This window comes from Mycobacterium talmoniae (assembly GCF_001854525.1).
In the GTDB taxonomy this organism is placed as follows: Bacteria; Actinomycetota; Actinomycetes; order Mycobacteriales; family Mycobacteriaceae; genus Mycobacterium; species Mycobacterium talmoniae.
This window is the reverse complement of sequence record NZ_MLQM01000050.1, coordinates 1-14,810: the sequence shown is the minus strand read 5'-3', so window position 1 is coordinate 14,810 and position 14,810 is coordinate 1. Positions and strand designations below refer to the sequence as shown.

Below are 14,810 nucleotides of genomic sequence, written 5' to 3'. Positions count from 1 at the left end.
GCTATCCACGTGATGGGCCCTGACCGCCTGCCACAGCGTGCGAAGAGACCCGCACTGGCGCAACCGATATGAATACGTCACCCGATACCTGGCAGCCGCCACGGTGATCGGGCGTCGCCCCCAAGGCCAGAGGGATCGGCGACGGGAAGGTGTGACCCGCACACGACCAGAGGATCGTATCGGGAGAGCTACCAACCAGGCCCAGCCCGACAGCCTCGCGGTGGACCGGTACCCGCCACCGGCCAGGGACGCGGGGAACGAAATCCCGCTCGCCCGGCCGGGCAAGAACGCGGCTACCGAGCCGGGTAACCGTTACCCCGGCAACGGCCACTAATGGCCGGTTCCAGACGTGACGGTAAGTCGCTTCACAGGGAACGCAGCTGTGCGGTAACGTTCCCGATGCTTAGCTAAACGAAGCTTCTGACGAAGAGGAATGCGTTCAGTGGCCAGGGTGCTCAAACGATTGTGGATCCCGCTGGTCTTCGTGGTTGTGCTCGCGGTGTCGGGCTTGATCGTGTCGCGGCTGCACCGGATCTTCGGTTCCGAAGATCTCAATGCCAACGCCGGCGCCGGGATCGAGATCGTGCAGTTCAACCCGAAGGTCGTCACCTACGACGTGTTCGGCCCGGCCGGCAGCACCGCCAGCCTGAACTACTGGGACGCCGAGGCCAACGTCCACCAGGTCAACAACGCGGTGTTGCCGTGGTCCTACACGATCAGCACCACCCTGCCGTCGGTCGCCGCCAACATCATGGTGCAGGGCGACAGCGACCAGATCAGCTGCCGCATCACCATCGACGATGAGGTGCGCGACGAACGGCACGCCGACGGCCGCAATGCCCAGACCTACTGCTTGGTGAAATCCGGATGACCCAACCGACCAGCACCGATCCCCGCACCCGACGGCCGATGCTGGCGCACATCCTGCGCTGGTTCGCGGTGCCGATCATCATCGGCTGGGTGGTGCTCACCGTCATCGTCAACGTCGCCGTCCCTCAGTTGGAGGAGGTCGGCGAGCTGCATTCGGCGCCGATGGCCCCCGAAGACGCGCCGTCCATGATCGCGATGGCCCGCCTCGGCAAGAACTTCAAGGAATTCGACTCCAACAGCACGATCATGATCGTGCTGGAGGGTCAGCAGGAACTCGGCGACGCCGCGCACAAGTACTACAACGAGCTGATCGACAAGCTCAAAAAAGACCCCGAACACGTCCAGCACATGCAGGACTTCTGGAGCGACCGGCTCACCGCGGCCGGGGTGCAAAGCAGCGACGCCAAGGCCGCCTACGTCCAGCTGAACCTCGCCGGTCAGCAAGGCACCACGTTGGCGAACGAATCCGTCGAGGCGGTCCGCAAAGTCATCGCCGACTCGTCGCCGCCGCCCGGGGTCAAGGCGTACGTCGCCGGTGCGGCCGCACTCACCGACGACATGCACGTCATCGGCAACGCCAGCCTGGCGAAGATCACGCTGTTCACCCTCGGCGCGATCACCGTGATGTTGTTGCTGGTCTACCGGTCGATCGTCACCACGCTGGTGCAGCTGTTCGTCACGTTGCTCGACCTGGCGGTGTCCCGCGGGGTGATCGCGGTGCTCGGGTGGCACGACGTCATGCGGCTGACCACCTTCGCCACCAACATCCTCACCATGTTGGCGATCGCCGCCGGCACCGACTACGGGATCTTCCTCATCGGCCGGTATCGGGAGGCACGCCAAGAAGGCCAGGACCGGGTCAGCGCCTACTACACCACCGTGCACAGCGTCACCCCGGTGGTGTTGGGGTCCGGGCTGACCATCGCCGGCGCCTCGTACTGCCTGAGCTTTACCCGGCTGCCGTATTTCAAGACCATGGGCATCCCGGTCTCCATCGGCATGCTGGTCGTGGTGGCCGCCGCGCTCACGCTGGGGCCGGCGGTGCTGACCGTGTGCAGCCGGTTCGGCTTGTTGGAGACCAAGCGCGCGTCGAAGAGTCGGCTGTGGCGGCGCGTCGGCACCACCGTCGTCCGGTGGCCGGGACCGGTGCTGGCCGCCAGCGGCGTGGTCGTCATGATCGGCATGGTCGCACTGCCGGGCATGGTGCCCGGCTACAACGACCGCCACTACCTGCCCAAGAGCGCCTCGGTCAACATCGGGTATGCCGCCGCGAACCGGCACTTCACCGAAGCCCGGATGAACCCGGACATGCTGATGGTCGAGGCCGATCACGATATGCGGAACACCGCCGACATGCTGGTGTTGGACCGGGTGGCCAAAAACATCATGCGCGTCAACGGCATCGCGATGATCCAGAACATCACCCGGCCACTGGGGATTCCGATTCAGCACAGCTCGATTCCGTTCCAGAACAGCATGCAAAGCCAGCTGTTGATGCAGAACATGGATTTCCTCAAGGAACGCATGGCCGACATGCTCAAGATGGCCGACGAGCAGCAGGTCACGATCAACTACCTGACCCAGATGCTGGACATCACCCAGCGACTGTCCGACACCACCCATGACATGGCCGGCACCACAGACGAAATGGTCGCCGTCACCGACGAGATGCGGGACCACATCGCGGATTTCGATGACCAGTGGCGCCCGATGCGCAACTACTTCTACTGGGAGCCGCACTGCTTCGACATCCCGATGTGCTGGTCGCTGCGCAGCATCTTCGACGCGCTGGACGGCATCGACAAGCTCGACGAGACGTTCGGGCACATGTCGATGGACATCCACAGCATGGACGCCCTGCAGCGGGAAATGGTGCAGATTCTGCCGCCGGCGATCGCCAGCATGAAAACCACCAAGGGTTTGACGCTGACGATGCACAGCACCTTCCAGGCGATGATCGATCAAATGGAAAACATGAGCAATACGGCGATCGTCATGGGGCAAAGCTTCGACGACTCGAAGAACGACGACCTCTTCTACCTGCCGCCGGAAGCGTTCGATAACCCCGACTTTCAGACCGGCCTGCGGCAGTTCTTGTCGCCGGACGGCAAATCGGCGCGTTTCTTCATCACCCACGAGGGTGACCCGGCCAGCGCGCAGGGCATCTCGCACGTCGACGCCGAACGCACCGCCGCACAGCAGGCCCTGAAGATGTCGTCGCTGTCCAACGCCAAGGTCTTCCTGGGCGGCCAAGCCGCCACCTTCAAGGACATGCGCGACGGCGCCAAGTACGACCTGATGATCGCGGTGATGTCGTCGCTGACGTTGATCTTCCTGATCATGCTGCTGATCACCCGCAGCGTGGTGGCCGCGCTGGTGATCGTCGGCACCGCCTCCAGTTCGATCGCCGCGTCCGTCGGGCTGTCGGTGCTCATCTGGCAGGACCTGTTCGGGATGAATATCCACTGGGTGGTCGCGGTGCTGTCGGTGATCATCCTGTTGGCGGTGGGATCGGACTACAACCTGCTGCTGGTGTCCCGGTTCAAGGAGGAGATTCACGCCGGGCTCAAGACCGGCTATATCCGCGCGATCGGCGGCTCCGGCGGGGTGGTGACGGCCGCGGGTCTGGTGTTCGCCGCCACCATGGCCGCCATGCTGGGCAGCGAGCTGCGGGTGCTCGGCCAGTTCGGGTCGACGGTGGCGATCGGGCTGTTGCTCGACACGCTGGTGGTGCGCGCGCTGTTCATGCCGTCGCTGGCGACCCTGCTGGGACGCTGGTTCTGGTGGCCGCGGGTGGTGCATCCGCGCGGCGACAACGCGCGCCGGCCCCAGCGCGTGTCCGAGGACACCGACCGGCTGTCGATCCCAACCCAGAGCTGACCCGGCCCCTGCCCCGGCACCCCGGACCGGCACCCCTGCCCACCCGGATTTGACACGTGTAAAGTTCGGCCGCATGGACAACATCAGGGGTAAGACCATCGCCATCACCGGCGCCGCGCGCGGGATCGGGTTGGCCACCGCCAAAGCGCTGCTGGCCCGCGGTGCCCGGGTGGTCATCGGCGACCGCGATCTCGATGTGCTGGAGAAGACCATCGCCGACATCAGCGGCCTGGGACCGGTGTCGGGGCACCCGCTGGACGTCACCGACCGCGAGTCGTTCGCGGCGTTCCTGGACAAGGCCCGCGCCGACGGCGGTGGCCACGTCGATGTGCTGATCAACAACGCCGGGGTGATGCCGATCGGGCCGTTTTTGCAGCAGAGCCAGCAGTCCATCCGCTCGGCGATCGAGGTGAACTTCTACGGCGTGCTCAACGGCTGCCAGCTGGTGCTGCCCGACATGGTCAAGCGCCGCACCGGGCACATCGTCAACATCGCGTCGATGTCCGGGATGATCCCGGTGCCGGGCCAGGTGGTCTATGTGGGCGCCAAGTTCGCGGTCGTCGGGCTGTCCACCGCGTTGGCCGACGAGTTCGCCCCGCACGGCGTCGACGTCACCGTGGTGATGCCGCCGTTCACCAACACCGAGCTGATCTCCGGCACCAAAACCACGGCGGCCAGCAAACCGGTGGAACCCGAACAGATCGCCGCGGCCATCGTCAAGGCCCTGGACAAACCCAAAACGCACGTGTCGGTGCCGGGCCCGATCCGGTTCACCGCCGCGCTGGCCTCGATGCTGGGGCCGCGCGGGCGGCGCTGGATGAACAAGCGCCTCGGCCTGGACCGGATCTTCCTAGACTTCGACAACACCGCCCGCCAGGCCTACGAGGAGCGGGCCCAGCACGCGCAGGGCGTCATCGAACACCAGGACTGAGTCCTGCCGCTGGTTCGCGGCACCGCCTAAATCAACGTCTCCGTCAACCTGGCGCGCATCCGGCGGGCTTGGCCAAAACCATTCCTGAACTGGGATATCGGCCTAGCCTGGGCCCATAGCCGAGTCAGGGGAGGCTGTCATGGCTGAGGTGAATCCGCGGGCGTACAACAGTGTTTGGCAGTTCCGGGCCGACGCCTGGTGCCGGCTGGAGGAGGCCAGCGAGCGGCTGGCCAATGCCGCCGGGCATGGCCGCGATATCCAACCGCTGATCGACACCGTCGACGGCCTGGTGGCGCAGCTGCGCCCCTATGAGCGTTATTGGGCGTTTCCGGGCACCGCGGTGTTCGGCCAGACCCAACGGCTGTTCGCCACCGGCAGCTACGGCAAGTTCGCCCGCACGGTGGCCCGGATCAACCGGGCGCTGGTCACCGAGTCCTACCGCAGCGGCAGCCTGGCCTCCCTCATCGACACCGAGGAGGAGGCCGAGGCCAGCGTGGTGCTGCGGCCGGAGCGCTCCGCCCGCCCGTATTTCGAGGTGCTGGTCGTCGAGACGATGACCGAGGCGCAGGAACGGGAGCTGCGCGAGGAGGTGCGCAGCTGGCGGCGGCCCGACGACCAGTTCATCTACGAACTGGTCGTGGTCGGCAGCGGCGACGAGGCGGTGATCGCGGCCCGGTTGAACGTGAACCTGCAGGCCTGCGTGATCCGGCGGCGGTTCTCGCACCGTTCGCGGCGGGACCTGTCGGCGCTGGCCGAGTTCGTCGACGCGCACGTCGCCGAGGATCTGGCCGACCACTCCCCCGAGGAACGCGCCCAGATCCTGGCCCGGTCGCTGGCCGAGACCCGCCCCGAGCTGGACCTGTACCTGATGACCGAGATCGAGGTGGAGGACGTCGCCGGCCGGCTCGGGCAACACTTCCGCCGAGTCTTCCACGCCGGGGAGGGTTCGCTGGACCTGCACCTGTGCCTGCTCGACGGGGTCGCCGCCCGGTACCGGACGCCGTTCTTCTCCGCGCTGCGCGAATACAGTCACCGCCCGACCGGGGTGTTCCACGCGCTGCCGATCTCGCAGGGCAAGTCGATCGTCAACTCGCACTGGATCAACGACATGGTCCGGTTCTACGGGCTGGAAGTGTTTTTGGCCGAAACCTCGGCCACCTGCGGCGGCCTGGACTCGCTGCTGGAGCCCACCGGGCCGCTGCGCGACGCGCAGGAGCTGGCGTCGCGCACCTTCGGGTCGCGGCAGACCTACTTCGTCACCAACGGCACCTCCACCGCCAACAAGATCGTCGCGCAGGCGCTGATCGCGCCCGGCGACATCGTGCTGGTCGACCGCAACTGCCACCAGTCCCACCACTATGGGCTGATGATGGCCGGCGCCCAGGTCACCTACCTGGATGCGTATCCGCTCAACCAGTATTCGATGTACGGCGGGGTCCCGCTGCACGAGATCAAGTCCCGGCTGCTGGCGCTGCGCGACGCCGGCAAGCTGGAGCGGGTCAAGCTGTTGATGCTGACCAACTGCACCTTCGACGGCATCGTCTACGACGTGCAGCGGGTGATGGAGGAATGCCTGGCGATCAAACCCGACCTGGCGTTCCTGTGGGACGAGGCCTGGTTCGCCTTCGCCCGGTTCCACCACATCTACCGCACCCGCACCGCCATGTATTCGGCGCGGGCGCTGCGGGAACGGCTGCGGTCCCCGGAGTACCGGCAGGGCTACGAGGCCTACGCCGCGAAGATGGCCGGCGCTTCTGGGTCGACGCTGCTGGAGACGCGGCTGATGCCCGACCCGGCGCGGGCCCGGGTGCGGGTCTACGCCACCCAATCCACCCACAAGACGTTGACGTCGCTGCGGCAGGGGTCGATGATCCACGTCTTCGACCAGGACTTCGACCAGAAGGTGCAGGAGACCTTCCACGAGGCCTACATGGCGCATACCTCCACCTCCCCCAACTATCAGGTGTTGGCCTCGCTGGACGTCGGCCGCCGGCAAGCCGACCTGGAAGGGGTGGAGCTGGTGCAAAAGCAGGTCGAAAACGCCATGCAACTGCGCGACGCGATCGACAACCATCCGCTGCTGAGCCGCTACATGCACTGCCTGTCGACGGCGGAGATGATCCCGGATCGCTTCCGCCCGTCGGCGATCGACCAGCCGCTGCGCAGCGGGCTGCGCAATATGGCCACCGCCTGGGAGCACGACGAGTTCGTGATGGACCCCAGCCGCATCACCCTGTACGTGGGGCCCACCGGGATCGACGGCGACACCTTCAAACGCGCCGAGCTGATGGACCGCTACGGCGTGCAGATCAACAAAACCTCCCGCAACACCGTGCTGTTCATGACCAACATCGGCACCACCCGCAGCTCGGTGGCCTATCTGGTGGAGGTGCTGGTCAAGTTCGCCCACGAGCTCGACGACCGGATCACCGACATGGGGCTCAACGAACGCGCCCGACACGAGCGGGCGGTGCAGCGGCTGACCAACCCGTCGGCGCCGCTGCCCGATTTCAGCGGCTTCCACCCGGCGTTTTTGGAGAAAGATGGGGACGGCGCCTCCACCCCCGACGGCGATGTGCGCCGCGCGTTCTACCTCGGCTACGACGACAGCCTGTGCGAATACTTGAGTTCCGAGGAGGTCGAGGACCGCATCGAATCCGGTGAGCAGGTGGTGTCGGCGACGTTTGTCACCCCGTATCCGCCGGGCTTTCCGGTGCTGGTTCCCGGGCAGGTGTTCAGCCAGCAGATTCTGTCGTTCATCCGCAGCCTGGATACCCCCGAAATCCACGGGTATAAGCCGCATCTGGGGTATCGGGTGTACACCACCAAGGCGTTGGAGATGACCGAAGCCCACGCCCGGCCGTGGAGTCGGCTCGGTGGTGAAAGTCTTGCCGCCCAACCGAAGTCGAGTGCCCCGCGGCGGTCCGGGTCGACACGCGCACCCAGTGTGGGCAATGGCTCCGGCTCCGGTGCCGCGCAGGCGGTCGGGCCTGGCCAATGAGGTGGCGGTTCTGCTATAGATCGGAGGGGGATGCGACGCTGTAGGGGCAGGATCTTCCTGGGCTCACCAGCCGCCTGGAGCAGTACCGCTGACAGTGAAGGAGCACTATGAGCACGCCTTCGGTTGTGCCGCAACGTCATCGCGTGGTGATTATTGGGTCGGGGTTTGGGGGGTTGACCGCGGCCAAGGCTTTGAAGCGCGCCGACGCCGACGTTACCGTCATCTCCAAGACCACCAGCCACTTGTTTCAGCCGTTGCTGTATCAGGTGGCCACCGGGATCTTGTCCGAAGGTGAGATCGCCCCGGCCACCCGGCTGATTCTGCGGAAGCAGAAGAACACCCGGGTGCTGCTCGGCGAGGTGGAAGACATCGACCTGACCGCGGGCACGGTGACGTCGAAGCTGATCGACATGCGCACCGTCACCCCGTTCGACAGCCTGATCGTGGCCGCCGGCGCCCAGCAGTCCTACTTCGGCAACGACCAGTTCGCCACCTACGCGCCGGGCATGAAAACCATCGACGACGCCCTAGAATTACGCGGCCGCATCCTGGGCGCGTTCGAGGCCGCCGAGGTCGCCACCGACCACGCCGAGCGGGAACGCCGACTGACCTTCGTGGTGGTCGGCGCCGGGCCGACCGGAGTCGAATTGGCCGGGCAGATCGCCGAACTCGCCGAGCGCACGCTGGCCGGGGCGTTTCGCACCATCGAACCGCGGGACTGCCGGGTGATCCTGCTCGACGCCGCGCCGGCGGTGCTGCCACCGATGGGCGAGAAGCTCGGCCTCAAGGCGCAGCGCCGGCTGGAGAAGCTGGGCGTGGAGGTCCGGCTCAACGCGATGGTGACCGCCGTCGACTACCAGGGCATCACCATCAAGGAAAAGGACGGCAGCGAGCACCGCATCCAATGCGCCTGCAAGGTGTGGGCGGCCGGGGTGCAAGCCAGCCCACTGGGCAAGATGATCGCCGAGCAGGCCGAGGGCACCGAGGTGGACCGGGCGGGGCGGGTGTTGGTGCAGCCCGACCTCACCGTCAAGGGCCACCCGCACGTGTTCGTCGTCGGCGACCTGATGAGCGTGCCCGACGTGCCGGGGATGGCCCAGGGCGCCATCCAGGGCGCCACCTACGCCACGAAGGTGATCAAACGCGCTTTGAAAGGCCACGACGACCCCACCCAGCGGGCGCCGTTTCACTACTTCAACAAGGGCAGCATGGCGACGGTGTCGCGGTTCGACGCCGTCGCGCAGGTCGGCAAACTCGAGTTCGGCGGTCTGCTGGCCTGGTTCGCCTGGCTGGTGCTGCACCTGTACTACCTGATCGGGCACAAAAACCGCATCACCACCATCATCGCCTGGTTCATCACGTTTCTAGGTCGCGGGCGGGGGCAGATGGCCATCACCAGCCAAATGGTCTACGCCCGGTTGGCGATGAACCGGGTCGCCGAACAGCAGCGCGGGGCGCTGGCCGCGGCCGAACAAGCCGAACACGCCGAGCAAGAAGCCGGCTAAGCTCGCCCGTTTCGCGGCCCTTCCCACGCGCTTCCCGTGCCGAGTTGTTGCGTTAATACACGCCTTTCGAGCGGCGCCTAGAACCTGACTTGGCTCAAAGCTGAAATAGATTGTGGTGCAACACCCCTCACGATGACCGATCGCATTTGTTGCGACACGTGGCGGACAGCCACACCGGTCACACCAGCACCGTCTCTCGACCATGACATGGTTACGGAATCGGATGTCGTATGTGATACCACCAGTCGCGGTCGCCCGATCGGTGGGTTCCGCGACGCGTGCTGGGTGGCCGCCTCGGACAGCGAAACGGGCACAACAACGGGTTGCTATCAGCGACGATATCCAATTCGACAACGCACTATCCCTCCAGCCAGAGACTGGTGATGCACGTGTGAACCGTGAGGGCACACCCAATAGAGCCAACTCGGGCCGAGTGTGCAATCACGGCGTCGAGTGTGCATCCAGGGCGCTATTTTCGCGGAATCTCCGCCCTCAGTGCACACTCGGTGCGGGCCGATTAGCGGTCACCTACCCCTAGCCGCGCGAAGTGACGGGCACGCGGGCGACATCGGCCATTGGGTGGCATTTGCCCCCGGCGCGCGACGCGGGCCGCTAAGCTCCGCCCTCAGTTGGCCAGAGCGCCTTCAAATTTACCCTCCCGAAAGGACGGCGTTATGCAGGTCTCCAAGTTCCGGTTGGCGGTTGCCGGGGCCCTCACGGCCACCAGTTTCAGCTTGATCGGCGCCGGCACGGCGTATGCGATTCAGGAACATATGGTCAGCGCCAGAGACCACCTGAATCAAGGCCTGTCCGAGCTGCAGCAGGCCGAACCCGACAAGGGCGGGCATCGCGAGCAGGCGATCAACCTGGTGCAGCAGGCGATTGATCAAGTCAATCAGGGCATTCAATACGCGGACTCGAACGGTCAGCCCGCCCCGGCACCCGAGCCGGGCGTGCCGCCGATTCCCTGAGCCGCCCGTTGCGCCGAGTGTGGGGTTCATGCACGCTATTTCGACTGTGGCGTGTACCAACTTCACGCTCGGCGCGGGGCCGGGCGGTTAGCGGTTACCCGCCGGCGCTAACCCAGCGCTTGATCCAGGTCGGCGATCAGGTCATCGGTGCTTTCCAACCCCACCGAGATACGCACCACGCCGTCCCCCAGCCCGATCGCGGCGCGCCCCTCCGGGCCCATCGCCCGGTGGGTGGTGGTCGCCGGATGGGTGATCAACGACTTCGCGTCGCCGAGATTGTTGGAGATGTTGATCAACTGCAGCTTGTTCAGCAACTCGAATGCCCGCTGCTTGGCGGCGTGTTCGGGCGCGTCGAGCTCGAAGGTGATGACGGTGCCGCCACCGGACATCTGCCGCTGGGCCAGGTCGTACTGCGGATGCGACGGCAGGAACGGGTAGCGCACCCACCGCACGTCGGGGTGGCGTTCCAGGAACTCGGCGATCCGCAGCGCCGCGGAGTTGCTGTGCTGAACCCGAATCGCCAGGGTTTCCAAGCCTTTGAGCAACAGCCAGGCGTTGAACGCGCTGATCGCCGGGCCGGTGTGGCGCATCAACTTCTGCACCGGCCCGTCGATGTACTCCTGGTCGCCCAGGATCGCCCCGCCCAGCACCCGGCCCTGCCCGTCGAGGTGTTTGGTGCCGGAGTACACCACCACGTCGACCCCGAGCGGGAAGCCCTGCTGCAATAGTGGCGTTGCAAAAACGTTGTCCAGCACCACTTTTGCCCCGGCGGCATGGGCCAGCTCGGTGACCGCGGCGATGTCCACCAACGATTGCATGGGGTTGGATGGTGTTTCGAAGAACACCGCCTGGGTGGGCACCGACAGTGCCTGCTCCCACTGGGACAGGTCGTCGCCGTCGACGAAGACGGTTTCGACCCCCCAGCGCGGCAGGATCTCGTTGCACACCACGAAACACGACCCGAACAGGCTGCGCGCGGCGACCAGCCGGTCACCGGCGCCCAGCAGCGCGCCCAGCGCGGTGAACACCGCCGCCATTCCGCTGGCGGTGGCGAACGCCGCCGGCGCGCCTTCGATCAGCCGCAGCCGCTCCTCGAACATGGTGATCGTCGGATTGCCGTAGCGCGAGTACACAAAGCGGTCCACCTCGCCGGTGAACGCCTGCTCGGCGGCCTCGGCGGACTCATACACATAGCCCGAGGTCAAAAACATCGCCTCGGAGGTCTCGGCGAACTGCGAGCGCAGCACCCCGCCGCGCACCCCGATGGTGGCCTGGCTGACGCCGTCGGGCAGCGGGTCCGGCCGGCGGACCGAAGGCTGCTCGCTCATGACTGCGTCCAGGGCAGCCCGACCGCGCGCCAGCCGGTGCCGCCGCGGTGTCCGTGTTCGTCGAGGTTGCCCTCAAAGCCGTCGAGCACGTTGTAGGACGGGGCGATGCCCGCGGCGGTGGCGGCCACCGCGGCGCCGATCGAGCGGTTCCCGGACCGGCACAAAAAGACCACCGGCCGCGGCCCGGGGGTGACTCCGGCGGCGAGCAGATCGGTGACGAAGTCCTCGTTGCGCTGCCCGTCGGTGCGGTTCCACTCGATGTAGATCACCTCGCGGCCCAGCCCGGACAGATCGGGCACCCCGACGAAGCGCCACTCGGCTTCGGTGCGCACGTCGACCAGCACCGCCTCCGGGTTGTCGCTGAGCAACTCCCAGGCCTGCTGCGGCGTGATATCTCCTGCGTAGGAAGGCCCGACCGCCGGGCTATCAGGAACGGACAACTGGAACCTCGCGCTATCGGAACAAGGGGCACTGAACATCTACACCGTAGCCGCGGCGCCCGGCACCAAAAGCCGCGGGCACGGGTGGCGTCGGCGCTGCACAGCGGATTAACGCACGTCGACGCTAAGCGCCCCACAGCTTGCGCAGCGCGGCCGCCGCGTGACCGGCCCGCTCCCGCGCGATCAGCGCGTCGGAGGCGGTGGCGATGGCCACACCCAGCCGGCGCCGCGGATACCCCTCGTGGTGCCCGAAGACCACGACATCGGCTTCGGGAACCGCCAGCGCCTCGGCCAGCGCGCCGGTGACCAGCTTGGTGTCGGCCGCGGCGTCCACCGCCTCACGGCCGGAGTAGATCACCCGGGCGGCGCCCGGCGAAATCATGATGGTGTCGGTGGTCAGGCCGAGGATCGCCCGCGCCTGCAGCTCGAACGCCGAAAGCCGCTGGGTGCGCTGGGTCAGCAGCGCGGTGTCATAGGGCCGCACGGCGACGTCGGAGAAGTACACCTCGTCGCCGTGGATCAGCAGCTCCACCCCGAACACGCCGTGGCCGCCGAGCGCCTTAACGATCCGGGCGGCAATCGACTTGGCGGCATCCAGGGCGGCGGTGCTCATCGGCTGCGGCTGCCACGACTCCACGACCAGCTCACCGTCGCCGCCGTCGATGCGCCGGTGCCCGATCGGCGCACAGAAGTCCAGCGTCGGCCCGTCGGGCCCCTCGCTGCGCACGGTGAGCAGGGTGACCTCGTAGTCGACCTCCACCACCGTCTCGGCCATCACCCGGCTGTGAGCGACCCGGTCACCGGCGGACACCGCCCGCTGCCAGGCCGGCTCGACGTCCTCGGGGCGCACCATCACCGACTCGCCCTCCCCGTGCGAGGCCGCCACGGGTTTGACCACCATCGGGAAGCCGGCGTGCTCGGCCACCGCCCGCAGCTCCTCCACCGAGCCGGCGAACCAGAACGGCGCGGTGGGCAGGCCGAGTTCGTCGGCGGCCAGCCGTCGCATCCCCTCCCGGTCGGTGGTGAGCCGGGCGCCGCGGACGCTGGGCACCACCTGGGTGAACCCGGTTTCGCTGGCGGCGGTCAATGCGTCGGCGGCCACCAGGTCGGTGGCGGTCACCACGAACCGCGGCTGCAGCCAGCCGATGGTGGCGGCCAATTCGTCGGTGTCGGTCAGCTTGACCACCACCGACTGGTCGGCGATGCCGTGCAGCGGCGCGTTGGCGAATCGGTCGGCGGCGACCACCTCGACACCCAGTCGCTGAAAGGCCAGCACCAATTCGCGGCCCAGATCCCCGGAACCGAGCAGCATCACTCGGGTGCGACGGGCGCGTTCGGGATCGGTCGGCGGATCTTCGGCGGTCGACGGTTTTTTGGCGGCCGGGATGGCCTCGGTCACCGGCGGGTGGTCGGCGGTCGCGATGGCCTCGGTCACCGGGGGATGATCGGCGGCCGGAATGGCCTCGGTCACCGGGGCCGGCTCGGCAGGGGCTGGGGCGTCCTCGGCCGCGCTCTGCTCGTGCCGTCCGTGAGACTCCGGCTGGTCGGTCCGGCCCTCAACCACTGGCTCATCCTCACCTTCGTTCATCGCGCTGCGCCCGCGCGCAGGCGATGCTGCATGCTGCTCAAGGATAAGTGCGATCGGGCCGATGGTGACGAACGGAGGTCGGAGCACGTGAATCCCACCCTGTTGGCCCCGCTGGTGGCGGCGGTGTTGCTGGCCGCGCTGGCCCGCCGGCACAACGTGTCCGCGCCGCTGGTGCTGGTGGTCGCCGGGCTGGCGGTGGGGCTGATTCCGGTGGTCCCCGAGATCACCCTGCGCGCCGACCTGGTGTTGTTCGTGATCCTGCCGCCGCTGCTGTGGTCGGCGGGCCTGGAGAGCTCCTACCTCAACATGCGCCGCAACGTGCGCTCCATCAGCCTGCTGGCGATCGGGCTGCCGTTGGCGACCACCGTGGCGGTCGGCGTGGTGGCTTACCACACCGTGCCCGAGCTGACCCTGGCCGCGGGACTGACGCTCGGCGCGATCGTGGCGCCGCCCGACGCGGTGTCGGCCACCGCGGTGGGGCGCCGGGTCGGGCTGCCCCGGCGGATCATGACGCTGCTCGGCGGCGAAAGCCTGCTCAACGACGCCACCGCGCTCACCGCCTACAAGGTGGCGCTGGGTGCGGCGATCGGCACCGCGGTCAGCTGGCGGCACGGGCTGGCCACCTTCGCGTTGGCGGCGGTCGGGGGTGTGGCGGTCGGCGCGGCGTTGGGCATGGTCATCGTCTACATCCGGTCGCGGCTGGACGATCCGCTGGTGGAAAGCGCGATCGGGCTGGTCGCGCCGTTCGTCATCTACCTGGTGGCCGAGGAGATCCACGGCTCCGGGGTGCTCGCGGTGGTGGTGGCCGCGCTGATCCTGGGCCAGCGGTTCACCCGGGCGCACTACGCCACCCGGCTGCAGGACCAGGCGGTGTGGCGGGCGGTGCAGCTGGTGCTGGAGTCGTTCGCCTTCCTGCTGATCGGCCTGCAGCTGCCGAGCGTGGTGCACAACCTGCGCGGCATCGCCGCCGCCACGTTGGTGGTGGCGTCGGCGGCGGTGTTCGGCACCGTGTTGGCGGTCCGGATCGGCTGGGTGGTGTTGTTCGCCTACCTGCCGCGCCTGGTGTCACCCCGGATCCGGGCGCGCGAACCCGCGGCCACCCCGGGGCAGGTGCTGGTGCTGGCCTGGGCGGGGATGCGCGGGGTGGTGTCGCTGGCCGCCGCGTTCGGTGTGCCGGTGACGACGCTGGCCGGCGCCCCGTTCCCGGGTCGGCCGCAGCTGGTGTTTTTGACGTTCGTGGTGGTGGTCGGCACCCTGCTGCTGCACGGGCTGACGCTGCCGTGGCTGATCCGCAGG

At 67.3% G+C, this 14,810-nt stretch carries 10 protein-coding genes; 7 read left to right on the top strand and 3 right to left on the bottom strand.

The window, feature by feature from the left end:
- Window positions 1–433 precede the first annotated feature (433 nt).
- The 6 genes from BKN37_RS11525 (at window position 434) to BKN37_RS11500 (ending at window position 10,158) form a co-directional block, all read left to right on the top strand.
- Window positions 434–871, top strand: a complete 438-nt coding sequence (locus BKN37_RS11525; RefSeq protein WP_071025816.1) for an MmpS family transport accessory protein — start codon at window positions 434–436, stop codon at window positions 869–871.
- Window positions 868–3,750 (top strand): MMPL/RND family transporter, encoded by a 2,883-nt coding sequence (locus BKN37_RS11520; RefSeq protein WP_071025813.1) that lies wholly within the window; start codon window positions 868–870, stop codon window positions 3,748–3,750. Before BKN37_RS11525 ends, BKN37_RS11520 begins: the two co-directional genes overlap by 4 nt.
- Window positions 3,751–3,823: 73 nt before the next feature.
- On the top strand, window positions 3,824–4,681 hold the full coding sequence (locus BKN37_RS11515; RefSeq protein ID WP_071025810.1) for an SDR family oxidoreductase: 858 nt from the start codon (window positions 3,824–3,826) through the stop codon (window positions 4,679–4,681).
- A gap of 139 nt (window positions 4,682–4,820) precedes the next feature.
- Entirely contained in the window at window positions 4,821–7,682 is a 2,862-nt protein-coding gene (locus tag BKN37_RS11510) for an aminotransferase class I/II-fold pyridoxal phosphate-dependent enzyme (RefSeq protein WP_071025806.1), read from the top strand.
- Between the two features lie 107 nt (window positions 7,683–7,789).
- Window positions 7,790–9,187, top strand: coding sequence for an NAD(P)/FAD-dependent oxidoreductase (locus BKN37_RS11505; RefSeq protein ID WP_071025803.1), 1,398 nt, complete (start codon window positions 7,790–7,792; stop codon window positions 9,185–9,187).
- A gap of 674 nt (window positions 9,188–9,861) precedes the next feature.
- Window positions 9,862–10,158, top strand: coding sequence for a hypothetical protein (locus BKN37_RS11500; protein WP_071025800.1), 297 nt, complete (start codon window positions 9,862–9,864; stop codon window positions 10,156–10,158).
- 107 nt (window positions 10,159–10,265) lie between these two features.
- Here the strand turns inward: BKN37_RS11500 and BKN37_RS11495 are convergent, their stop codons facing one another.
- From BKN37_RS11495 to purT, 3 genes are all read right to left on the bottom strand, one after another.
- The gene (locus BKN37_RS11495) at window positions 10,266–11,486 is read right to left on the bottom strand and encodes an O-succinylhomoserine sulfhydrylase (protein ID WP_071025796.1); all 1,221 of its coding nucleotides are present in this window, start codon (window positions 11,484–11,486) and stop codon (window positions 10,266–10,268) included.
- Window positions 11,483–11,926 (bottom strand): rhodanese-like domain-containing protein, encoded by a 444-nt coding sequence (locus BKN37_RS11490; protein ID WP_071025793.1) that lies wholly within the window; start codon window positions 11,924–11,926, stop codon window positions 11,483–11,485. Before BKN37_RS11490 ends, BKN37_RS11495 begins: the two co-directional genes overlap by 4 nt.
- Window positions 11,927–12,050: 124 nt before the next feature.
- Entirely contained in the window at window positions 12,051–13,325 is a 1,275-nt protein-coding gene (gene purT, locus BKN37_RS11485) for a formate-dependent phosphoribosylglycinamide formyltransferase (protein ID WP_423212782.1), read from the bottom strand.
- A gap of 276 nt (window positions 13,326–13,601) precedes the next feature.
- Here purT and BKN37_RS11480 point away from each other — a divergent pair.
- The coding region (locus BKN37_RS11480) for a cation:proton antiporter (RefSeq protein WP_071025842.1) at window positions 13,602–14,810 on the top strand (1,209 nt) is incomplete at its 3' end.